Origin of the sequence: Hongsoonwoonella zoysiae (assembly GCF_013266695.1) — a bacterium.
In the GTDB taxonomy this organism is placed as follows: domain Bacteria; phylum Pseudomonadota; class Alphaproteobacteria; order Rhizobiales; family Stappiaceae; genus Hongsoonwoonella; species Hongsoonwoonella zoysiae.
Map to the genome: position 1 here is coordinate 649134 of NZ_JABRXF010000002.1, position 20804 is coordinate 669937.

General features: G+C 58.8%; 20 protein-coding genes. 11 read left to right on the forward strand and 9 right to left on the reverse strand.

Annotated elements, in window-relative coordinates; translation table 11 throughout:
• Positions 1–131: 131 nt before the first annotated feature.
• Positions 132–1022 carry a UTP--glucose-1-phosphate uridylyltransferase GalU gene (gene galU, locus HPQ64_RS14180; RefSeq protein WP_172889148.1) on the forward strand — a complete coding sequence of 297 codons (891 nt, stop codon included), beginning with the start codon at positions 132–134 and terminating at the stop codon, positions 1020–1022.
• 146 nt (positions 1023–1168) lie between these two features.
• Positions 1169–1600: a DUF4864 domain-containing protein gene (locus tag HPQ64_RS14185; RefSeq protein ID WP_172889150.1), complete on the forward strand. Its 432-nt coding sequence runs from the start codon at positions 1169–1171 to the stop codon at positions 1598–1600.
• Positions 1601–1636: 36 nt separating this feature from the next.
• On the opposite strand, the gene tgt is transcribed toward HPQ64_RS14185, so the two are convergent.
• From tgt to coaD, 5 genes are all read right to left on the reverse strand, one after another.
• The gene (tgt, locus tag HPQ64_RS14190; RefSeq protein ID WP_172889152.1) at positions 1637–2794 is read right to left on the reverse strand and encodes a tRNA guanosine(34) transglycosylase Tgt; all 1158 of its coding nucleotides are present in this window, start codon (positions 2792–2794) and stop codon (positions 1637–1639) included.
• Entirely contained in the window at positions 2791–3876 is a 1086-nt protein-coding gene (gene queA, locus HPQ64_RS14195; RefSeq protein WP_172889153.1) for a tRNA preQ1(34) S-adenosylmethionine ribosyltransferase-isomerase QueA, read from the reverse strand. The genes tgt and queA overlap by 4 nt, the downstream gene beginning before the upstream one ends.
• Before the next feature lie 214 nt (positions 3877–4090).
• Positions 4091–4552, reverse strand: coding sequence for a peptidylprolyl isomerase (locus HPQ64_RS14200; protein WP_484496826.1), 462 nt, complete (start codon positions 4550–4552; stop codon positions 4091–4093).
• A gap of 55 nt (positions 4553–4607) precedes the next feature.
• Positions 4608–5147 (reverse strand): peptidylprolyl isomerase, encoded by a 540-nt coding sequence (locus tag HPQ64_RS14205; RefSeq protein ID WP_425483821.1) that lies wholly within the window; start codon positions 5145–5147, stop codon positions 4608–4610.
• A gap of 56 nt (positions 5148–5203) precedes the next feature.
• Complete coding sequence (gene coaD, locus HPQ64_RS14210) at positions 5204–5704, reverse strand: pantetheine-phosphate adenylyltransferase (RefSeq protein ID WP_172889156.1); 501 nt, start codon at positions 5702–5704, stop codon at positions 5204–5206.
• Positions 5705–5748: 44 nt separating this feature from the next.
• Between coaD and HPQ64_RS14215 the strand changes: the two genes are divergently transcribed.
• Positions 5749–6132 (forward strand): hypothetical protein, encoded by a 384-nt coding sequence (locus tag HPQ64_RS14215; protein ID WP_172889158.1) that lies wholly within the window; start codon positions 5749–5751, stop codon positions 6130–6132.
• Positions 6133–6764: 632 nt separating this feature from the next.
• Positions 6765–7112 carry a hypothetical protein gene (locus HPQ64_RS14220; protein WP_172889160.1) on the forward strand — a complete coding sequence of 116 codons (348 nt, stop codon included), beginning with the start codon at positions 6765–6767 and terminating at the stop codon, positions 7110–7112.
• A 111-nt stretch (positions 7113–7223) separates the two neighbouring features.
• Here the strand turns inward: HPQ64_RS14220 and gyrA are convergent, their stop codons facing one another.
• Positions 7224–9929: a DNA gyrase subunit A gene (gene gyrA / locus HPQ64_RS14225; RefSeq protein ID WP_425483829.1), complete on the reverse strand. Its 2706-nt coding sequence runs from the start codon at positions 9927–9929 to the stop codon at positions 7224–7226.
• A 261-nt stretch (positions 9930–10190) separates the two neighbouring features.
• On the opposite strand from gyrA, the gene HPQ64_RS14230 reads away from it, so the two are divergent.
• Positions 10191–10862, forward strand: coding sequence for a MarC family protein (locus HPQ64_RS14230; RefSeq protein ID WP_246270712.1), 672 nt, complete (start codon positions 10191–10193; stop codon positions 10860–10862).
• Positions 10863–10871: 9 nt separating this feature from the next.
• On the opposite strand, the gene HPQ64_RS14235 is transcribed toward HPQ64_RS14230, so the two are convergent.
• Positions 10872–11276: a hypothetical protein gene (locus tag HPQ64_RS14235; RefSeq protein ID WP_246270713.1), complete on the reverse strand. Its 405-nt coding sequence runs from the start codon at positions 11274–11276 to the stop codon at positions 10872–10874.
• Positions 11277–11413: 137 nt separating this feature from the next.
• On the opposite strand from HPQ64_RS14235, the gene HPQ64_RS14240 reads away from it, so the two are divergent.
• Positions 11414–12364 carry a cation diffusion facilitator family transporter gene (locus HPQ64_RS14240; RefSeq protein WP_172889163.1) on the forward strand — a complete coding sequence of 317 codons (951 nt, stop codon included), beginning with the start codon at positions 11414–11416 and terminating at the stop codon, positions 12362–12364.
• 68 nt (positions 12365–12432) lie between these two features.
• On the opposite strand, the gene HPQ64_RS14245 is transcribed toward HPQ64_RS14240, so the two are convergent.
• A complete protein-coding gene (locus HPQ64_RS14245) occupies positions 12433–12942 on the reverse strand; it encodes a single-stranded DNA-binding protein (RefSeq protein ID WP_172889165.1) in 510 nt (169 codons plus the stop codon).
• 520 nt (positions 12943–13462) lie between these two features.
• Here HPQ64_RS14245 and uvrA point away from each other — a divergent pair.
• From uvrA to HPQ64_RS14260, 3 genes are all read left to right on the forward strand, one after another.
• Positions 13463–16366: an excinuclease ABC subunit UvrA gene (gene uvrA, locus HPQ64_RS14250; protein WP_172889610.1), complete on the forward strand. Its 2904-nt coding sequence runs from the start codon at positions 13463–13465 to the stop codon at positions 16364–16366.
• A gap of 289 nt (positions 16367–16655) precedes the next feature.
• Complete coding sequence (locus tag HPQ64_RS14255) at positions 16656–16805, forward strand: DUF1127 domain-containing protein (RefSeq protein WP_172889167.1); 150 nt, start codon at positions 16656–16658, stop codon at positions 16803–16805.
• Positions 16806–17180: 375 nt separating this feature from the next.
• Positions 17181–17330 carry a DUF1127 domain-containing protein gene (locus HPQ64_RS14260; RefSeq protein WP_172889169.1) on the forward strand — a complete coding sequence of 50 codons (150 nt, stop codon included), beginning with the start codon at positions 17181–17183 and terminating at the stop codon, positions 17328–17330.
• Positions 17331–17585: 255 nt separating this feature from the next.
• On the opposite strand, the gene HPQ64_RS14265 is transcribed toward HPQ64_RS14260, so the two are convergent.
• On the reverse strand, positions 17586–18221 hold the full coding sequence (locus HPQ64_RS14265) for a hypothetical protein (RefSeq protein WP_172889172.1): 636 nt from the start codon (positions 18219–18221) through the stop codon (positions 17586–17588).
• 258 nt (positions 18222–18479) lie between these two features.
• On the opposite strand from HPQ64_RS14265, the gene HPQ64_RS14270 reads away from it, so the two are divergent.
• Both HPQ64_RS14270 and trmFO read left to right on the forward strand, forming a co-directional pair.
• On the forward strand, positions 18480–19316 hold the full coding sequence (locus tag HPQ64_RS14270; RefSeq protein ID WP_172889174.1) for a hypothetical protein: 837 nt from the start codon (positions 18480–18482) through the stop codon (positions 19314–19316).
• Positions 19317–19392: 76 nt separating this feature from the next.
• Entirely contained in the window at positions 19393–20802 is a 1410-nt protein-coding gene (gene trmFO / locus HPQ64_RS14275) for a methylenetetrahydrofolate--tRNA-(uracil(54)-C(5))-methyltransferase (FADH(2)-oxidizing) TrmFO (protein ID WP_172889176.1), read from the forward strand.
• The last annotated feature ends 2 nt before the right edge of the window (positions 20803–20804 follow it).

Genomic DNA, 20804 nt, shown 5'->3' on the forward strand with positions numbered 1-20804 from the left:
GACCGGAGACTGAGCATCAAGCCCGATTTCAAATTCTTCCCCTTAATCTTGCCGATTTTTGTGCGGACTAAACCTGTTCTCGCCATTCTAAATGGCGTAAGGGATTCATATCACTAAAGAGCGAGGTGCTCATGCCCTTCAAACGTATTCGCAAAGCGGTTCTGCCTGTCGCCGGTCTTGGGACCCGTTTTCTTCCGGCAACGAAGGCGGTGCCCAAGGAAATGCTGACGATCGTGGACCGGCCCATCATTCAGTATGTGGTGGATGAGGCCCGCGAAGCCGGCATAGAACACATCGTTTTCGTAACCGGGCGCAACAAGCACGTCATCGAAGATCATTTCGACATCGCATATGAACTCGAGGACACTCTGCGCGAGCGCAACAAGACCGCGGCACTGGAAATCCTGGACCGTATTCGTCCCTCTCCCGGAACCACAAGCTTTACCCGTCAGCAAGAGCCGCTGGGTCTTGGCCATGCGATCTGGTGTGCCCGTGATCTTATCGGCAATGAACCCTTCGCCATTTTGCTGCCGGATGTCCTCATAAAGGCCGGCAAGGGATGCCTCAAGCAGATGGTGGAGCTTTATGAAGAGTCCGGTGGCAACGTGATTGCGGTGGAAGAGGTTCCGCAGGACCAGACCCAAAATTACGGCATCGTCAAAATCAAAGGTGATGCTGATTCCGCCGTCGTCGACATCAACGGTATGGTGGAAAAACCCGCCCCGGGTACTGCACCGTCAAACCTCATTATCACCGGGCGTTACATCCTGCAGCCCGAAATCTTCGATCTGATCGCCGAGCAGGAAAAAGGTGCCGGCGGCGAGATTCAACTGACTGATGCGATGATATCGCTGATGCAGAACCAGTCTTTTAAAGGCCTGCGCTTCGAAGGTGAAAGCTACGATTGCGGATCGAAGGCGGGCTTCCTTTCTGCGAATATCGCATTTGCGATGGACGATGAAAAACTCGCGAACGAGGTACGGCCTCTCCTGGAAGGCATCCTGGCGAAAAAACTCGCTTGAATAGGAAAAAACGTTCTATTCCCTTCAGTCTCTCGATATCGGGTGAAGGGGCGCTAATATCTCACGAATCTCTGTTTCAGACTTGATTCATCCATTTCGCCAGTTTTGGCGTATCATATGGCGTAGATTCGAAATGGAGGCTCCCGATGTTTCGAACCGGGTGGATTGCATTCGCGTCCCTCCTGCTTGCCGCCGCATTGTTGATACCGGTTAACCCGGTCGCGGCTGACGAGCGCAGCGCGGAGTTCCAAAAGATCATCACCAGCCAGATGAAGGCCTTTCGCTCGGACGACGGCGAACTGGCCTTCTCCTTTGCGGCTCCGGTTATTCGGCAGCGCTTCCAGCGTCCGGAAGTCTTCCTTCACATGGTGCGGCAGGGTTACAAACCGGTCTACCGGCCAAAATCGGTAAGTTTTGGCCGAACGAAGGACACGCCTGTCGGCCCCTCCCAGGAAGTCTGGATCATCGACCGGAACGACGATGCGTGGCACGCGTTATACACTTTCGAACAGCAGCCGGACGGAAGCTGGAAAATCTCCGGATGTTACCTAGCGAGAGACAAGGGTGAGGCGATTTGAAACGACAGCATCTAAATTCGCTGGGTTAAACCGTCTTCAGCCAATTGGCGGAATATCGCCTCTCGCCCAGTCAGCGCGTGTCGATGCTCTGAATTCTTCGAAAGTCCCCGCCTCGATCGAATCGCGAATACCCTGCATAAGCTGCTGATAATAGGCGAGATTGTTCCAGGTCAGCAGCATTGCGGCCAGCCCCTCTCCCGCCTTTACGAGGTGATGCAGATAAGCGCGAGAGTAGCGATTGCTCGCTTCGCAGGGCGACTTCCCATCCAGCGGGCGTGGATCGTCCGCGTGGCGCGCGTTCTTCAGGTTGACCTTCCCATAGCGCGTATAGGCCAGCCCGTGCCGGCCAGCACGCGTCGGCAACACGCAATCGAACTGGTCGATCCCGCGCGCCACACTTTCCAGAATATCCTCCGGCGTGCCCACACCCATGAGGTAGCGCGGTTTGTCCACAGGCATGGCCGGAGTAGTTATCTCCAGCGTCTTGAGCATCACCTCCTGCGGCTCGCCGACCGCAAGCCCGCCAACCGAATATCCCTCAAACGGCATCTGCGAAAGCGCGTCAGCCGACGCAAGGCGAAGCTCGGGGTCGGTCCCGCCCTGCACGATGCCGTAAAGCGCCTGCCCCCTTCCCGGTCCACCCATCGCCTCAAATTGTGCACGCGACCGCTCCGCCCACCGAAGACTGAGGTGCATTGCCCGTTCCGCTTCCTCACGCGGAGCTGGCAATGCAATACATTCGTCGAGCTGCATCTGGATATCGGAGCCGAGAAGCTGCTGGATCTCGACCGAGCGCTCCGGCGTCATCTCTATCTTTTGGCCATCCACATGGCTTTGGAAAGTGACGCCCCTCTCGCTGAGTTTTCGAAGCTGGGCAAGGGACATCACCTGAAAGCCACCGGAATCCGTCAGGATCGTATGCGACCAATTCATGAATTTATGGAGCCCGCCAAGCCTGGCTACACGCTCGGCGGTAGGGCGGAGCATAAGGTGATATGTATTGCCCAGAACCACGTCGGAACCTAGTTCGCGAACCTGATCGGGATACATCGCCTTGACGGTCGCCTGCGTGCCGACTGGCATGAAAGCGGGCGTGCGGACGGTTCCATGAGGTGTGCGGATCTCTCCGCGCCGCGCCATGCCGTCGGTCGCAATCAGGCGGAAGGAGAAAGGGTGGATGTCGTTATTCGTCATCGGCCGTTTTCGGGAAAGAGAAGCGAAGCATCGCCATAGGAATAAAAGCGATAGCCCGTCGTGATTGCATGTTCATAGGCCGCGCGCATTGTCTCAAGACCACTGAAAGCGGAAACGAGCATGAACAGCGTGGATTTCGGTAGGTGAAAATTCGTCATCAACGCATCAATCGCCCGGAACTTGTAGCCGGGAGTGATGAAAATCCGTGTCTCCCCGGCAAATTCCCGCAGCTCGCCGGTTTCCCGAGAAGCGCTTTCGAGAATCCTGAGGCTCGTCGTGCCCACGGAAACGATCCTCCCTCCACGCGCGCGGACCTTGCGAAGTGCTTCGGCGGTTTGCCGGGAAATGGCGCCCCATTCGGCATGCATGCGGTGGGCATCCGTATCTTCAGCCTTCACCGGAAGGAAAGTGCCCGCTCCGACATGAAGCGTGACCGTATGCCGCTCGATCCCGCGCTTGTCCAGCAATTCGATCAGTTCAGGCGTAAAGTGCAGCCCGGCTGTGGGAGCCGCGACAGCGCCGTCCTTATCCGCAAAGATCGTCTGATAGTCGATCCGGTCCTGCTCGTCGTCAGGCCGTTTGGCCGCGATATAGGGAGGAAGCGGAATATGACCGACTGTGGCGATCGCAGTATCGAGATCCGGCCCGGCCAGGTCGAAGACGAGAAGAACCTCTCCGGCATCTCCCTTTTCCGCAACCGTGGCGTCGAGCGTCCCGAAAAGGCAGGTGCTGGAATCTGTCCCAAAGCGTATGCGATCGCCAGGAAGGAGTTTTTTCGCAGGGCGGACGAAGGCGCTCCAGCGGTCGCCACCTTCCCGCATGTGAAGTGTCGCACCGATGCGCGCGGTGACGCCTTCACGGACGCGAATGCCCTCAAGCTGTGCCGGAATGACTTTCGTGTCATTGAAAACAAGAGCGTCACCCGGCTCCAGCAAATCCGGCAGATCCTTTACGCCGCGGTCCTCGAAGGGCGAAGTCCCGCCCGGGCGGACGACCAGCATGCGTGCGGAATCACGCGGCCGCGCGGGGCGGAGCGCAATCCGGTCTTGCGGCAGTTCGAAATCGAAAAGGTCGACGCGCATGGCCTCATCCTAGAGCGCTTTCCACGAAAGCGGGATCGCTTTCGTGACAAGAATTCGCTCCAGCATCAATATCTTGAGCATATCCTTATCGCGAAATTCGAATCAGATTTCGCGGGATATGCTCCAGTTGGAAGTCACGCCTGATAACGAAAAGAGCCACGAACGGCAATCCGTCCGTGGCTCAAAAACCCGCATGTACGCAAGTTGGCCGTTATCAGGCGTCGGCGGCGACCTTCAGCGAGGAGATCTTATCGGGGTCGCGCACAGGCTCGCCGCGCTTGATCTGATCGACATTTTCCATGCCTTCGATCACCTGTCCCCAGACCGTGTACTGGCCATCGAGCCAAGGCGCGTCCTCAAAGCAGATGAAGAACTGGCTGTCGCCGGAATTGGGGTCCATTGCGCGCGCCATCGAAACCGTGCCGCGCTTGTGCTTTTCCTTCGAGAATTCCGCCTTCAGTTTCTTGCCGGACCCGCCGGTGCCCGTCCCATGAGGGCAGCCGGTCTGTGCCATAAAACCGTCGATAACGCGGTGGAACACGACGCCGTCATAAAAACCGTCTCGCACCAGTTCCTTGATACGCTCGACATGGCCCGGCGCCAGATCAGGTCGCATTTCAATAACGATGGACCCCTTGGAAGTCTCCATCAGCAACGTGTTTTCCGGATCCTTTATCTCGGCCATCGGAATTCCCTTTCTTTTGTTCGTTTAACGCGCGTACGCCACTCCATCAGCCGGCGTCGGCGGCAACCTGCATCTTGATGATCTTGTCGGGGTTTTGTGGCGGTTCTCCGCGCTTGATGGCGTCGATATGCTCCATGCCATCCACCACTTCGCCCCAAACGGTGTATTTGCCGTTCAGGAATTCACCTGGTGCGAACATGATGAAGAACTGAGAGTTAGCGCTGTCGGGATCGCGTGCCCGCGCCATGCCGACTGTTCCGCGTGCAAACGGCACGTCGGAAAATTCCGCGGGAATGTCCGGCAGATCCGATCCGCCCCTTCCGGTGCCGGTCGGGTCTCCCGTCTGCGCCATGAAACCTTCGATCACGCGGTGGAAAACGATACCGTCATAAAATCCGTCGCGCGTCAGTTTTTTGACCTGATCGACGTGCTTCGGCGCGACATCGGGAAGAAGACGGATCGTTACGCGGCCATCCTTGAGATCCATGTAGAGCGTGTTCTCGGGATCAAGTTCCTGGGCGGAAACGGCGACCGAAATAATGGTGGCCAAACCGAATGCCGCCAATGCGGATATGTAGCGTTTCAAGAAGATCTCCTGTTGATATCGTGGCGCAGCCGCTGGCGGTAGATAGGCTATTACGCCTATCGGGCAAGCTTGTCGGCGATACGCCTTGCAACCGTTTCGGGAACGAAGTGGCTGATGTCTCCGTTCATGAAAGCGATTTGCCGGACCAGCGTGGCGGTGATATGGCGAACGTCCGGCGAGGCCGGGAGAAAGACTGTCTGCACTTCCGGCGCCATGGTTCCGTTCATTCCCGCCATCTGCATTTCATAGTCGAGATCGGTCCCGTCCCGCAGCCCGCGGATCAGGAAGGACGCGCCGTGATCCCGCGCAGAATCGACGACGAGATTACTAAATGCCACGACCTGGATTCGTTCGGCATTCTCAGGGCCGAAAGCGGCTCTGGCGACCTCCTTGATCATCTCCACCCTTTCCTCGAAAGAAAACAGGGGCTTCTTGCCGGGGTGAATGCCGATTGCCACGACGACGGTATCCGCGAGCCCGAGGGCGTGGCGCAAAAGGTCGAGATGCCCGTTCGTCACGGGATCGAAGGAACCGGGATAGAGTGCAATGCGATTCATGCTGCTCTGTCTAACCGCACAGGCGTGACGATACAAGCTCGCCGATGCTGGAAATGTGGCAATTACGCAACGAGCAAACGTTTTCTTTCCACGACAAGGCAAAGCTGTTAGTATCCACACCTATAAAAAGGGAGGCACAAATGCTGAGTGCCATAGGTCGTTGGAGTCTGGTTCTGGCTTCGGCTTTCGCCGCATTGATCATCGCTATTGTCAGCGCGGATCAGGGCGTCGAAACGAATGTCGCGAAGAAGGGCGATCGCGCCCTGCCGCTCGTTCATGTGGCGTGTAAGGACATTGTCGTCACCGACGCATCGAAAGCGTGCGACGATATCGCGAAGATTGCCGGGACGGATCAAACTGCCTATGTCACCGAGGCAAAGACCTTCGGCCAGACCACTGTTCTGGTCCGTACAAAACTGGAAAAGTGATCCGTATTCCTGACCCCGGATCACATAGATAGGCGGCGATGTGGCTCCCCGACACATCGCCGCTATTCATTTGAGATCATGTAGTTCATCGAACCAGGCGCAGGTTTTCCACCGCGGCGTCAGATCGACACCCGATATGGTCACGAATTAATTACCTCCGCACCCGCCGAAGTTGATTGAAAACGCTGCGTTTTCTTCCCATTTCGATTTGATGAACTTGCTATGTGGATTCCGCATGCCGGCTGTGTTCGTTGCCTGGTGCGGTGCAGTTTTCATGTTGATTGGGCTGACAGTCGGCTTTTCCACCTATGCGGGTGGCATAGCCGCGGCTTTGGATCGGCCGGATGTTGCGAGCATAGTCGACGAAGCCGCTTCGCCCCGGAGAGGGTGCGAAGGCGTCATTTTCCGCGATGAGGATCCTGATTGTTTCGCGGCAGGGTGGGCCGGCCCAACCAACGAGGCGTCTGACGAGCGGACCGCCGGACCTGTCCTTTTCGACTTTCTTACCAATGGTCGTCAGAGACAAAGCTAGGCAATCACGCAACCTGTGATGCCTGTCACTGAATAAATAAACGAGACGGGAGATTGTGGCTCATCGGTAATCGCAAATCGCGATGCAGGGAGAATCATTGATGACCACGCTTCCTTCATACATGACTTCGGCCTTTCCCCGGTTCAAGGAACTGGCGGTCGCTACCGCTGCAGCCGTGATGATCGTGGCTGGCGCGGCAGTCGTCGCCGATACCGCCCTCTCGGAAAATCCGGTTACGGCCCCATCCCTTACGACCCTTGCGAAGGCAGACAGGCTGGACAGCAAACTTCCCGGATCCTGCCATGGTCAGGCTTGGGGCGATTGGTCGTCCGAGTGCCTCAGCGCTCTTACAGGCAATTCGGCCGGCACGCGGATCCGCACCGTGACCATTGAAACGCGCAACGTCGAAGAGGCCACTTCCACGCTGCTGCGGGTCGCTGCGCGCTGATCCGGAACAGATCATACCTGCAGCGAGGCACAAACCCGCATGAAAAAGGCGCAGCCGGATTTCAGTTCGGCGCGCCTTATCCTTTTTAATCAAACTGCTGACGGACCGCCCTTATTCAGCCTCGCCGTTGTCACCGTCTTCGGGGCCCGGCACTTCGCCATTGTTGTCACCATTTTCGCCGCCCAGGTCTATCTCTTCCTCGGCATCCACCTCGGAAACGCGCTCCACGGCAACGACTTTCTCGTCCTCGGCCGTATTGAAGACAATGACCCCTTGCGTGGAACGGCCGGCGATGCGAATTCCATCCACCGGGCAACGGATCAGCTGGCCACCGTTCGTCACCAGCATGATCTGATCGTCATCCTCAACCGGGAAAGACGCAACGAGCGGCCCGTTCCGGGGGTTGACGGCCATGGCGACAATGCCTTTGCCGCCACGCCCGGTCGTCCGGTACTCGAATGACGATGTGCGCTTGCCATAACCGTTTTCAGAAAGCGTCAGAATGATCTGTTCGATGGCGCTCATATCGACGTAACGGGTTTCAGAAAGCTCTCCGTTCGAAACGCCTTCCTCGGTTTCTGCCGCCGTCTCTTCCGTTTCACCGCGCATCAGCCGCCGGCGCTTGAGGTAGGCGGCTCGCTCTTCCGCGCTCGCATCGAAGTGGTGGATCACGGACATGGAGATAACGGTATCTTCCGTCCCGAGCGCAATTCCCCTGACGCCGACCGAGTTTCGGCCGGCAAAGACGCGTACATCCGTGACGGGAAACCGAATGCACTGGCCGAGCGCCGTCGTCAGCAGCACGTCGTCGTTTTCGGTGCATGTCTCGACGCCGACGATGCCGTCACCGTCCTCAAGTTTCATGGCAATCTTGCCGTTCTTGTTGATCTGCACGAAGTCGGACAGCTTGTTCCGGCGCACCGTGCCGCGGCGCGTCGCGAACATGACATGCAGGTTCGCCCAGCTTTCCTCGTCTTCAGGCAAAGGCATGATCGAGGTGATCTGCTCGCCCGCTTCCAGAGGCAAGAGGTTTATCAAGGCCTTGCCTCGCGAAGTCGGCCCTCCGATGGGCAGGCGCCAGACCTTCAGCTTGTAAGCAATGCCGCGCGAGGAGAAGAACAGAACCGGCGTATGGGTGTTCGCCACGAAGAGACGGGTGACGAAATCCTCATCCTTCGTCGACATGCCGGAGCGCCCTTTTCCTCCCCGGCGCTGGGCGCGGTAGGTGTCGAGGGGAACGCGCTTGATGTAACCGGCATGGCTGACGGTGACGACCATGTCCTCGCGCTGGATCAGGTCCTCGTCCTCAAGGTCTGCCCCTCCCTCAAGCAATTCGGTGCGGCGCGGCGTTGCGAACTCGTCGCGGACGGCGGTGAGCTCGTTGCGGACGATTTCCTGGATCTTCGCGCGCGAACGCAGTGTTTCCAGATATTCCTTGATCTCTTCGCCCAGCTTGTTCAACTCGTCGGCGATTTCGTCGCGCCCAAGAGCCGTCAGGCGCTGCAGACGAAGCTCCAGGATCGCCCGGGCCTGTTCTTCGGAAAGCTTATAGGTGCCGTCATCCGCCACGCGGTGGCGCGGATCGTCGATCAACGTCACGAGCGGCGCAACGTCCTTCGCCGGCCAATTACGTTCCATCAACTGGGCGCGTGCGGTCGCCGGGTCGGGCGCAGTGCGGATCAGATGGATGACCTCGTCGATATTGGCGACCGCAATCGCGAGGCCGACCAGCACGTGCGCCCTGTCGCGCGCCTTGGCAAGCAGGAAGCGCGTGCGCCGCTGGACCACATCCTCCCGGAAATGGATGAAGGCCTGAAGCATGTCCTTCAGGCCGAGTTGCTCCGGCCGGCCACCATTCAGCGCCACCATGTTGGCGCCAAAGCTCGTCTGCAGCGGCGAGAACCGGTACAACTGGTTCAGCACGACATCCGACACGGCGTCGCGCTTGAGCTCCACCACGACGCGCATGCCGTCCCGATCGGATTCGTCGCGAAGATCGGCTATCCCCTCGATCCGCTTGTCGCGCACGAGATCGGCGATCTTTTCGATCATCGATGCCTTGTTCACCTGATAGGGGATCTCGGTGATGATCAGCGCTTCGCGGTCCTTGCGCACCTCCTCCACGTGGACACGGCCACGCATCAGAATCGAGCCGCGCGACATTTCGTACGCCGAACGAATGCCCGAACGGCCTAGCACGATACCGCCTGTCGGGAAATCGGGGCCTGGCACGATCTGCATCAGGTCTTCCAGCGTGATCCCCGGGTCCTCCATCACGGCGATTGCAGCGTCGATAACCTCCCCCAGGTTGTGGGGCGGGATATTCGTCGCCATGCCGACGGCGATGCCGCCCGCGCCATTGACGAGCAGGTTCGGGAAGCGTGCCGGCAGGACGACCGGTTCGCTCTCGGAGTTGTCGTAGTTCTCCTGGAAATTGACCGTGTCCTTGTCGATATCCTCCAGCAGGCTATGCGCGGCCTTTGCAAGGCGCACCTCGGTATAGCGCATTGCCGCCGGCGGGTCGCCGTCCACCGAGCCGAAATTGCCCTGGCCGTCGACGAGTGGCAGACGGAGCGAGAAATTCTGCGCCATTCGCACAAGTGCATCGTAGATCGCGCTGTCGCCATGCGGGTGATATTTACCCATCACGTCACCGACGACGCGGGACGACTTCTTGTAGGCCTTGTTCCAGTCGTAGCCGTTCTCGTGCATCGCGTAGAGAATGCGACGGTGCACCGGCTTCAGGCCGTCGCGAACATCCGGAAGCGCGCGGCTGACGATCACGCTCATCGCGTAATCGAGATAGCTGCGCTTCATCTCATCGGTGATCGAAACCGCGCGGATATCCGACGGCAGGCCGCCTGACGGTGGGTTTGTATCCTGATCTGACAAGGAAGTTTCTCGTGTCTGATGGAGGGTTGGCAATTTATAGCCGATTCCGCATTTCCCGACAAATCGGGAGCGGCGGTTTTGGAAGTATTTTTCTCAATAAATACAAATAGTTGGAAACGCGATTTCAGAATGTGTGCATAGTTTGTCGAAGCGTGCCCGAGAACTGCGCTTACGAGCCTGTTATAGATGTTTGCTCGCACCACGATTCGAGGCCTGCCCATGTTGTCGGACTATCTCCTGAACGCCTTCGCCACGCTCTTCGTGACGATCGATCCGGTCGGTCTTGCGCCCATGTTTCTGGCGGTCACCGCAGGCGCGAGCACCGCTCAGCGGCGCAAGATCGCGCTTCAGGCGACGCTGATAGGCGGCGCCATCCTGATGGTCTTCCTCGTGGCTGGAAAAAGCGTTTTGAAGACGCTCGGCATTTCCGTACCTGCCTTTCAGATCGCTGGCGGTCTGCTGCTCCTGATAATCGCCGTGGAGATGGTGTTCGAAAAGCGCCAGAAGCGGAAATCGGAAACGGCGGAAAAGGCCATGGCCGGACACCATGACGACCTGCATGGCGTCGCCGTTTTCCCGCTAGGGATTCCGCTGATTTCGGGCCCCGCGGCCATCAGCGCCGTCATCCTCCTGAGCTCCGAAGCCAATGACGCAATCGCCTATACCGGCCTCATTGCCGTGGTGCTGGTAATCGTCGGAAGCTGCCTGCTTTCCTTCCTGCTGGCCTCCAGGATCGAACGTTTGCTGGGCGAAACCGCAAGCATGGTAATTACCCGGCTTCTTGGCGTGTTGCTTGCAGCGCTTTCCGTTCAATTTATCGCGGATGGGATAACCAGCTTCGTGATGACCGCCATCTAGAACCGAATATCAATCGCGCGGCAGGTCGATCTTCAGCGACGTCCCGCCAAGGCCGTGTACCTTATCGTTCGCACGGACTTCCACGAACGTTGCGCCATCAGGCACCTTTACCCCCGTGAGCGACCGCGTGAACGGCTGTTCGTTCACATGCGGATGCAGGAGGATGCGCTCGCCAAGCACCGTACCGTCCGGAGCGACGATATCGAACCGGTCGGCGTAGTGCCCCCACCCCTCGTCGGCGTGGCTGACGGTGACGTCGAAGCGCCAGACGCCCTCGCCCGTCCTTGTCGCCCTCGCCTCCACGATATCCGCCTCGCCCGCGCCGGAGGATCCGGCGCAGGCCAAGGCAGCAACGCCGGCGAGCGGCAGAATTATTCCCGCCCGGAAAGTTCGCTTTATCCTCATCGAGGTCATCTGGCATGCTCCCATGGTCTTGCCGGCATCATTTTCCACCGTTACGGCACTTGAGTAAGGCCGGCGGGATCAAAGCTTTGTTATCCGGACGGAAATCAGCAAGACTGGTCGCGAAAAGGACGTGAGGAAGGCAAGAAATGGCTGGGCAGGGTTCGAAGAAAGTAATCATCGCGGCTCTAGTCGGCAACTCGTTGATCGCCGTGACCAAATTCGCCGCCGCCACCTATACCGGCTCCTCCGCCATGCTCTCCGAAGGCATCCACTCTCTCGTGGATACCGGCAATCAGGGCTTGCTATTGTACGGCATGAAGAAAGCCAAACAACCGGCTGATAAAAAACACCCATTTGGCTATGGATCTGAAATCTATTTCTGGGCCTTTGTTGTCGCGATCCTGATTTTCGCGGTCGGCGCGGGCGTCTCGATCTACGAAGGCATCCAGAAAGTTATGCACCCGCACCCGGTCGAAAGCCCGTTCGTAGCTTACATCGTGCTGGTGTTCGCGATGATCTTCGAAGCAGCCGCATGGTGGATCGCCTACAAGGAGTTCAACGTCATTCGCGGCAAACGCGGCATATTCGAAGCGGTCCGCGACTCCAAGGATCCGACCGTTTTCACCGTCCTTTTCGAGGATACAGCCGCCATGCTCGGCCTCACCGTTGCCTTCGCCGGCCTGCTCTGCGTCCAGTACCTCGGCCTTGCGTGGATGGACGGCGCGGCCTCCATCATGATCGGCCTGATCCTTGCCGGCGCCGCTGCCGTTCTTGCCTATGAGACAAAGGGGCTTCTGGTGGGCGAGGCCGCCGATCCGGATGTGACCAATACCGTTCGTTCGATCGTCGAGGCCACGCCGACGGTGACACGCATGAACGAATTGCGCACCCTGCATCGGGGGCCGCAGGATGTGCTTCTCGCCGTTTCCATCGACTTTGAAAACAATCTCACCGTCGGCAAGGTGGAAGAAGCGATCTACGCGCTTGAAATCGCCATCAAGGAGCGCTTCCCGATCGTCAAGCGCATCTTCATCGAAGCACAGGCCGCACGCCACCATGACAAGATGCTGGCGGCGGAAAAAGCGGCCGACCATTAAAAACGGGGCCAGCCCGGCCCCGCTTTTCTGCAAATTCTGTCGATTGAATTTCGCTTGGCGATACTATCTCAGAATGGGATCTCGTCGTCCATTCCACCGCCGAAGCCGCCGCTCTGGCCGCCACCGCCGCCCTGGCTTCCGCCATAGCCGCCGCCCGAGCCACCGCCGCTCTGGCCGCCGTATCCGCCGCCGGAGGAATAATCCCCGCCGCCACCGCCGCCTTCACCACGGCCATCGAGCATCGTGAGCGTGGAATTGAACCCCTGAAGCACGATTTCGGTCGAATATTTGTCCTGGCCCGACTGGTCTTGCCACTTGCGGGTCTGGAGCTGGCCTTCGATATAGACCTTGGAGCCTTTTTTCAGGTAATTCTCGGCGACCTTGGCAAGGCCCTCGTTGAAAATGACGACACGGTGCCATTCCGTCTTTTCCCGGCGCTCGCCGGTGTTGCGGTCGCGCCAGGTTTCGGACGTGGCGATGCGAAGGTTCACGACCGGACGGCCATCCTGCATGCGGCGAACTTCAGGATCGGCTCCCAGGTTGCCGATGAGGATCACCTTGTTAACGCTTCCCGCCATGTCGCCTCTCCTTGCTTCCAAAATCTGTTCGTGGTGGCGATACCAGATTTTGCCATCAGCCTAGACCCCAACTTCCATCCGCTCCCGGCCTTTCCGCCGTTTTCCACAAAGGAACGAGGAGAAAGTATTTGGTTCCACATTTGTTCCTTATAAGGGTAAAAAAGGTGAATGAGAATTCCTTCGTTTCGAAAACGGCGGTTTTGCTGCAACGGCGGGACGGTGCATCCCTGCCCGACCGAAAATTCGGTGTTGCCACCCCGAATTTGTTCTTGCTATGTTCTCATAAATACATACCGTAACGTCAGTCAATAAAAGTTACAGGCCCGCGCCATCATGAACCTCGACAATCGACCTTCGTTGGTCCATTTCCTTATCGCTGACCCGCAGCTTGAGTGACACGTACCACGTAAGACGAAAATAAATCGCCTAATTGCTTATCCCCAGCCATGCGTCCTGCCTTCGCGACGGGGATATCTGCCAAGGATACCGGTTCATGGCCCCTTCGCGAGAGTTCCACGACATGCATTCCGGACACCGCGCCGACGCCAAGACGATTTCCGTGCGCGGCGCGCGCGAGCACAATCTGAAGAATGTCGACCTGGAATTGCCGCGCGACAAGCTGATCGTCATGACAGGGCTGTCGGGCTCCGGCAAGTCTTCGCTCGCCTTCGACACGATCTACGCCGAAGGTCAGCGCCGTTACGTGGAAAGCCTTTCGGCCTACGCGCGCCAGTTCCTGGAACTTTCGCAAAAGCCCGACGTCGACCAGATCGACGGGCTGTCGCCAGCCATCTCCATCGAGCAGAAGACGACCTCGAAGAACCCGCGCTCCACCGTCGGCACGGTAACCGAGATCTACGACTACATGCGCCTTCTCTATGCGCGCGTCGGCATTCCCTACTCACCGGCAACTGGCCTTCCCATCGAAAGCCAGACGGTGAGCCAGATGGTCGACCGGGTGCTGGACCTTGAAGAAGGCACGCGGCTTTACCTGCTCGCGCCGATCGTGCGCGGGCGAAAGGGCGAGTACCGCAAGGAACTGGCCGAACTCATGAAGAAGGGCTTCCAGCGCGTCAAGATCGACGGAACCTTTCATGAGATCGCCGACGCCCCGGCGCTCGACAAAAAATTCAAGCACGACATCGACGTGGTTGTGGACCGTATCGTGGTGCGCGAGGATATCGGCAACCGGCTGGCGGATTCCTTCGAAACCGCGCTGCAGCTTGCCGACGGCATCGCGATCGCCGAATTCGCCGACCAGACGGACGAGCAGGGCAAACCGAAACGGCTGATATTTTCGGAAAAATTCGCCTGCCCCGTCTCCGGATTCACGATTTCGGAAATCGAACCGCGACTTTTTTCCTTCAACAACCCATTTGGCGCATGCCCGACCTGCGATGGACTGGGAACGACGCTCGCTTTCGAAGCCGACCTCGTGGTGCCCGACCACACGCTTTCCTTGCGCGACGGCGCGGTGCTGCCATGGTCGCGAACCGGGGCGACCTCTCCTTATTATACGCAGACGCTGGAAGCGCTCTGCCGCCACTACAAGGAAAAGATGACCACGCCGTGGGAAAAGCTGGATGCCGATTTCCGGCATGCGGTCCTCTACGGCACGGGCAAGGAGCAGATCGAATTCGTCTATGACGACGGCGCGCGCAGCTACAGCACGCAAAAGCCGTTCGAAGGCGTGATCGGCAACATCGAGCGGCGCTGGCGAGAGACGGAATCGCAATGGGTGCGCGAGGAGCTGTCGCGCTTCCAATCCGACCACCCCTGCGAGGCCTGCGGCGGCAACAGGCTGAAGCCGGAAGCGCTGGCCGTGAAGATCGCCGGCCGGCACATCGGCGAAGTGACGAGCCTCTCCATCCGCGCGGCGCGCGAATGGTTCGACATGCTGCCGGAAAAGCTGAACACGAAGCAAAAGGAAATCGCAGGGCGCATCCTGAAGGAAATTCGCGAGCGCCTGCGCTTCCTGAACGATGTCGGCCTTGAATATCTGACGCTCTCGCGCGCCTCCGGCACGCTTTCGGGCGGTGAGAGCCAGCGCATCCGGCTTGCCTCGCAAATCGGCTCCGGCCTGACGGGTGTGCTTTATGTGCTCGACGAACCGTCTATCGGCCTGCACCAGCGCGACAACGCGCGGCTTCTCGACACGCTGCGCCACCTGCGCGACCTCGGAAACACCGTGATCGTGGTGGAACACGACGAGGATGCGATACTGACCGCCGATCACGTGGTCGACGTCGGACCGGGAGCGGGCATCCACGGCGGTGAAATCGTCGCCGCAGGCACGCCGGAAGACATTATGGCCGATTCCCAGTCGCTGACCGGGCGCTATCTTTCAGGCGACCTGGCGATCCCCCTGCCCCAGGAACGGCGAAAGCTTTCCAACACCAAACGGCTCAAGGTCGTCGGAGCACGCGGCAACAACCTGAAGAATGTGACCGCGGATCTGCCCCTCGGCACATTTACCTGCATCACCGGCGTTTCGGGCGGCGGAAAATCGACGCTGCTGATCGATACGCTTTTCAAGGCGGCATCGCGCCACCTCAACGGCTCGCGCGAGGCGCCCGCTCCGCACGACCGGATCGAAGGGTTGCAGTTCCTCGACAAGATCATCGACATCGACCAGTCTCCGATCGGGCGCACGCCACGCTCCAACCCCGCGACATATACGGGCGCCTTCACGCCGATCCGCGAATGGTTCGCCGGCCTTCCCGAAGCCAAGGCGCGCGGCTACCAGCCGGGGCGCTTTTCCTTCAATGTGAAGGGCGGACGCTGCGAGGCCTGCCAGGGCGACGGCGTCCTCAAGATAGAGATGCACTTCCTGCCGGATGTCTACGTCACCTGTGACGTGTGCAAAGGCAAACGCTATAACCGCGAGACGCTGGAAGTGCTGTTCAAGGGCAAGTCGATTGCCGATGTCCTCGACATGACCGTGGAAGAGGCCGCCGAATTCTTCTCCGCCGTGCCGGCGGTACGCGAGAAGATGGAGACGCTCTCCAAGGTCGGACTCAACTACATCAAGGTCGGCCAGCAGGCGACGACACTTTCCGGCGGCGAGGCGCAGCGCGTGAAACTTGCCAAGGAGCTTTCGCGCCGATCCACCGGCCGCACCCTTTATATTCTCGACGAGCCGACGACGGGGCTCCACTTCCACGATGTGGCAAAGTTACTCGAGGTGCTGCACCACATCGTCGACCAGGGCAATTCGGTGCTTGTGATCGAGCACAATCTCGAAGTTATTAAAACGGCGGACTGGATCGTCGATCTCGGCCCCGAGGGCGGGGATGGAGGCGGGACCATCGTCGCGCAAGGCCGGCCTGAGGATGTGGTGAAGGTGAAGGAAAGCTACACCGGCCAGTATCTTCTGGAGCTTCTGGAACGCCGCCCGCAGCGGCGCATGACGGCGGCGGAATAACACCGGCAGAGCGGCAAAACGCTGAATTTTTGGCCTAGCTCCTTGAAAAGCGCCCGCTGAAGGCCAGCGGGTGCTTTTTTGCATAGCAACATGCACATTCCGTTCGCAGAGGTGATTTCCGTAACGTAAACTATTGCGTTCATTCATTTTATTGCATTGCACAATGCGCATGGCTGCCGTGCAGAAAACGCACTTTTTTTCACGGGGTGAATTAAATACATAAGGATCAACACGACGGCACGACGGAAACGCCGCTGCCGCCCCACTCCCCGATGGATGGAGGCAGTAAATGTTCGATTCGATCCGCACCAAGTACCGCAGCTGGAAGACCTATCAGCAGACAGTGAAAGAACTGTCACGTCTTTCAAACCGCGAACTCAGCGACATCGGCATCGGCCGTGGCGACATTCGTTTCGTCGCCCGCCAGCAGGTTCGCTAAACGAAATTTGAAAAGCTTTGCGTTCATGAAGTATTCCTCCTCCCTATACTTCTGAACGTTCCCGGCGAAGGCATCCTCCTCCCAGCCCTAGCCGGACATTGCGTCGCCCGCCGGTACCTCCTCCCACCGGCGGGCGTTCGCATTTTCGGGCGCGTATCCACTGCGCAGATATCCGATCTTTTCCAAAGTTCCGTCCTGCGGCATGTGGCGCGCGATCGTAACGCCACCCTCACATGATTGTGCTCTGCAGCATTCGCAGAACTGTCATGTTCGCCGAGACCTCCAATTCAGCGGGTAAAACCGCTAGACCGCCACCAACGCAGGCGCCCTGCTTCGTCCGGAGCGCCGAAAGACAATCGGAACAAGAGTGAACCAATGCTCGAGACCGTTATTCGAAGCTATCAGACCTGGAAAAAATACCGTCAGACCCGCGACGAACTCTCAAGACTTTCCCTGCGCGAGCTTGAAGACCTTGGCCTTGGCTGCCGTGCAGCCGGCTGCCCGTCGCGCTATGTGGTTCGCTGACCGGATTGTTATGCAGTTTTTGCAAGTCTGCCATGCAATAGCATCTATCTGGAAAAATACATAACCGGTACCATATTTAATTCCGAAGAGGTTGCCGAAGCGTTCCCCCTCCCAAGCCTAGGCAACCCACAAGCCGGTTCTTCCCTCCCCCCGGAACCGGCTTTCAAAAACAACGCCCACCGGTTCTCCTCCCACCGGTGGGCGTTGTCTTTTTGGGTAAGGTTTCCAAAATTTTGGCGGTATTGCGGTAAATACTCAGGCCTCGGGAAGTGCTGCGAACCATCGGTCGAGGTCCTGAACCACCGGCAATTTCGCATTGCCGCGTGGCCAGGAGTCGATTGCATAGGCCTTGCCACTTTGCTTCTCGACAACGACCGCCGTCGCGTGCGGGTATTCGCCGTCAATGAAGAAACCGCGTGCAACCGGCGACACAACATCGTGATGGCGAAGCAAACCCTGACGCTGCGCAACGAGCAACAGACTGGTCGTATTCGTCGCTTCGTCGATGCAATCCATCTGGCCCTGTTTGCCCGAATTCCGGAGATCGTAGCCGCCGACGTCATCGGCGGATCCGACGACAGGGGCGACGCGCGCCTCGTTCCAGGCAACGGCCTTCGCGATCGCCCGGCGCTCTGCCTCGGGCGAGCGCCCGCCTGCCGCCAAAATCTTGCGCAGCTTCGCCCGTTGGCCGAACGAAAAATCGACGGGCGTCTTGTAAGCGCAACCAAAGCCGTGACAAACGTAAATCCTGCCGTCGTCACGCGGCATCACCCCGGAATGCTGGCGATACCAGCCACCCGAATAGCTGCTGATCTGAGCGGCCCCGCAGGCTGCAAGCAACACCGCGGAGGCGGCGGTCAGAAGCGAATATTTTATGCCGCCACGGAACATTTAACTTCCGTCTTCGCAGGTAAAAAGAAATGCGAACACTCCCGCATAAGGGTTTGCATTCACACCCCACATCCGCCACTAAAGGCGCGGCCAAACGGTGCCGGACCGTGTGGTCGCGGTTTTCAGCCAGGGTTGCGACATCCCGGACACGGGACGCCGCAATAGCGCCGGAATATCCGTCAATGCCGGTTTCGGCAGTCGTGTCACCCTCTACGCAAGTTGAACAGAAACTTAAAGCTCGTGAAAACTTCCACCCTCATGAAAAATACGGATATCCCCACTTATTTCATTGTCCATATACCCAAATGCGCCGGATCGACCATTCGCGGTTTCCTTCGTGATTCACTGCCGGGCGGTCAGACCGTGGAGCTGGGTCTGAAGGACGGGAACATCCGCAGTATTTTCAGGCCTGGCCCGATTCCCGAAACGATCCCTTCCGACATCACCGAGAGACAAATACTTTCGGGGCATCATCTGCCCCGCTGCCTGATCGACCTTTTCGATGGACAGGAAATACGGGAGTGCGTGAACCTTCGGGATCCGGTCGGCTTTTTCGTGTCGCACTATAATTTCACGATGCAGAAAGGCCTTGAAGCCGGGCGCGAAATCGCGCCATTCGGGCTCTGGTACAGGTCCGTCCAGAAAAACCCGGTCTCCCAGCATTTCCTCTTCCGTTACCTCGGCATCGGCTATCCGAAGCTGGAGTTCATTTCGTCGCAGGAAAGGCTCGAAATCATGGAAAGATACCTGCGGGACTTCCACTATGTGGGGTCTTACAGGCACAGCAACGAGTTCCTGAGGCGAACCGCGGCCGAGCTTGGCATCGAACAGGAACCGACGTCACGAAACGTCACGTCGTTGCGAATCTACGACAAGAACAACCTGCCGCAGAAATGGAAAGACAGGATCCTTGAGGAAAACGCACTCGACCAGGTGCTTTACGAGCGCTGGAAGGACAGGAAGTGGGACAAGAGCCTGAACCCGACAGGGCCGGCCGAGTTCCGCGCCGACAGGCTTTCCTACCTCAAGACGGATTTGCGCCGGATCGCTTTCAGGGCGATCTCCTCCACCGCAAAAACCCTTGCGAGGCCTTGAGGCAAGCACATATAGCATTGCCAGGCATCATGCGATGGCGCAGGCGCTTCGAAGCAAGACAAAGGACAAATCGACGATGAAGCCAGTCCACGTGATCGGCGGCGGCCTTGCCGGATCCGAAGCCGCCTGGCAGATGGCGAACCGGGGCGTGCCCGTTGTCCTGCACGAAATGCGCCCGGTTCGCGGCACCGACGCGCACAAGACCGACGGCCTTGCCGAACTGGTCTGCTCCAATTCCTTCCGTTCCGACGATGCCGAATTCAACGCCGTCGGCCTTTTGCACGAAGAACTGCGCCGCGCGGGCTCGCTGATCATGCGCTCGGCCGACGCGCATCAGGTGCCGGCAGGCGGGGCGCTTGCCGTCGACCGTGACGGCTTTTCCAATTCGGTCACCCAGGCACTGGAAGCCCATCCGCTGATCGAAATCGAGCGTGGCGAGGTTGACGGCCTGCCACCGCAAGACTGGGGCAGCACGATCATCGCCACCGGCCCACTCACCTCTCCCGCACTCGGCCAGGCGATCCAGCAGGCGACCGGCGAAGACGAACTGGCGTTTTTCGACGCGATCGCCCCAATTGTCCATTTCGACAGCATCGACATGGACAAAGCCTGGTTCCAGTCGCGATACGACAAGGTGGGCCCCGGCGGAACGGGCAAAGACTACATCAACTGCCCGCTCGACAAGGACCAATACGAGGCCTTCGTTGATGCGTTGATCGACGGGCCGAAAACCGTATTTAAAGAATGGGAAGATACGCCCTATTTCGACGGGTGCCTGCCGATCGAGGTGATGGCGGAGCGCGGACGCGAAACGCTGCGCCACGGGCCGATGAAGCCGATGGGCCTGACAAATGCCCACAACCCGACCGTCAAACCCTATGCGGTGGTGCAGCTTCGCCAGGACAACGCCCTGGGCACGCTCTACAACATGGTCGGCTTTCAGACGAAGCTGAAATACGGCGCCCAGGTCGAGATTTTCCAGATGATCCCGGGCCTTGAGAGCGCATCCTTCGCACGCCTCGGCGGCCTGCACCGCAACACCTTCCTGAATTCGCCGAAACTGCTTGACGCGACACTGAAGCTGAAGGCAAGGCCAGACATTCGCTTCGCGGGCCAGATTACCGGCTGCGAGGGCTATGTGGAGTCAGCCTCGGTCGGCTGCATGGCGGGAATTTTCGCAGCAAGCGAACGCCTCGGCCACGATATCGCAAGGCCGCCCGAGACCACGGCGATGGGCGCGATACTCGCTCATATTACGGGCGGGCATATCTCGCGCGAAGGCGATGGACCGCGTTCCTTCCAGCCGATGAATGTGAATTTCGGCCTGTTTCCGCCCGTCGAAGCCCCGACAAAGGACGAAGACGGCAAGCGCCTGCGCGGCCAGGCAAAGAAGAAAGCGCGCAACCTAGCGCTTTCCCGCCGCGCACTTGCCGATTTCGACGGCTGGATCGCAGGTGTCTCGCCAAAACGGGAAGCAGCGGAGTAAGC

Bases quoted from the DNA above. Each gene is read 5' to 3' on its own strand.
- HPQ64_RS14240 (WP_172889163.1), top strand. From the start codon at position 11,414: ATGGCTGGGCAGGGTTCGAAGAAAGTAATCATCGCGGCTCTAGTCGGC.
- tgt (WP_172889152.1), bottom strand. From the start codon at position 2,794: ATGACGAATAACGACATCCACCCTTTCTCCTTCCGCCTGATTGCGACC.
- HPQ64_RS14270 (WP_172889174.1), top strand. From the start codon at position 18,480: ATGAAAAATACGGATATCCCCACTTATTTCATTGTCCATATACCCAAA.
- HPQ64_RS14235 (WP_246270713.1), bottom strand. From the start codon at position 11,276: ATGACCTCGATGAGGATAAAGCGAACTTTCCGGGCGGGAATAATTCTG.
- uvrA (WP_172889610.1), top strand. From the start codon at position 13,463: ATGCATTCCGGACACCGCGCCGACGCCAAGACGATTTCCGTGCGCGGC.
- HPQ64_RS14265 (WP_172889172.1), bottom strand. From the start codon at position 18,221: ATGTTCCGTGGCGGCATAAAATATTCGCTTCTGACCGCCGCCTCCGCG.
- HPQ64_RS14230 (WP_246270712.1), top strand. From the start codon at position 10,191: ATGTTTGCTCGCACCACGATTCGAGGCCTGCCCATGTTGTCGGACTAT.
- HPQ64_RS14245 (WP_172889165.1), bottom strand. From the start codon at position 12,942: ATGGCGGGAAGCGTTAACAAGGTGATCCTCATCGGCAACCTGGGAGCC.
- galU (WP_172889148.1), top strand. From the start codon at position 132: ATGCCCTTCAAACGTATTCGCAAAGCGGTTCTGCCTGTCGCCGGTCTT.
- trmFO (WP_172889176.1), top strand. From the start codon at position 19,393: ATGAAGCCAGTCCACGTGATCGGCGGCGGCCTTGCCGGATCCGAAGCC.
- HPQ64_RS14185 (WP_172889150.1), top strand. From the start codon at position 1,169: ATGTTTCGAACCGGGTGGATTGCATTCGCGTCCCTCCTGCTTGCCGCC.
- gyrA (WP_425483829.1), bottom strand. From the start codon at position 9,929: ATGAAGCGCAGCTATCTCGATTACGCGATGAGCGTGATCGTCAGCCGC.
- coaD (WP_172889156.1), bottom strand. From the start codon at position 5,704: ATGAATCGCATTGCACTCTATCCCGGTTCCTTCGATCCCGTGACGAAC.
- HPQ64_RS14215 (WP_172889158.1), top strand. From the start codon at position 5,749: ATGCTGGAAATGTGGCAATTACGCAACGAGCAAACGTTTTCTTTCCAC.
- HPQ64_RS14260 (WP_172889169.1), top strand. From the start codon at position 17,181: ATGCTCGAGACCGTTATTCGAAGCTATCAGACCTGGAAAAAATACCGT.
- queA (WP_172889153.1), bottom strand. From the start codon at position 3,876: ATGCGCGTCGACCTTTTCGATTTCGAACTGCCGCAAGACCGGATTGCG.
- HPQ64_RS14255 (WP_172889167.1), top strand. From the start codon at position 16,656: ATGTTCGATTCGATCCGCACCAAGTACCGCAGCTGGAAGACCTATCAG.
- HPQ64_RS14220 (WP_172889160.1), top strand. From the start codon at position 6,765: ATGACCACGCTTCCTTCATACATGACTTCGGCCTTTCCCCGGTTCAAG.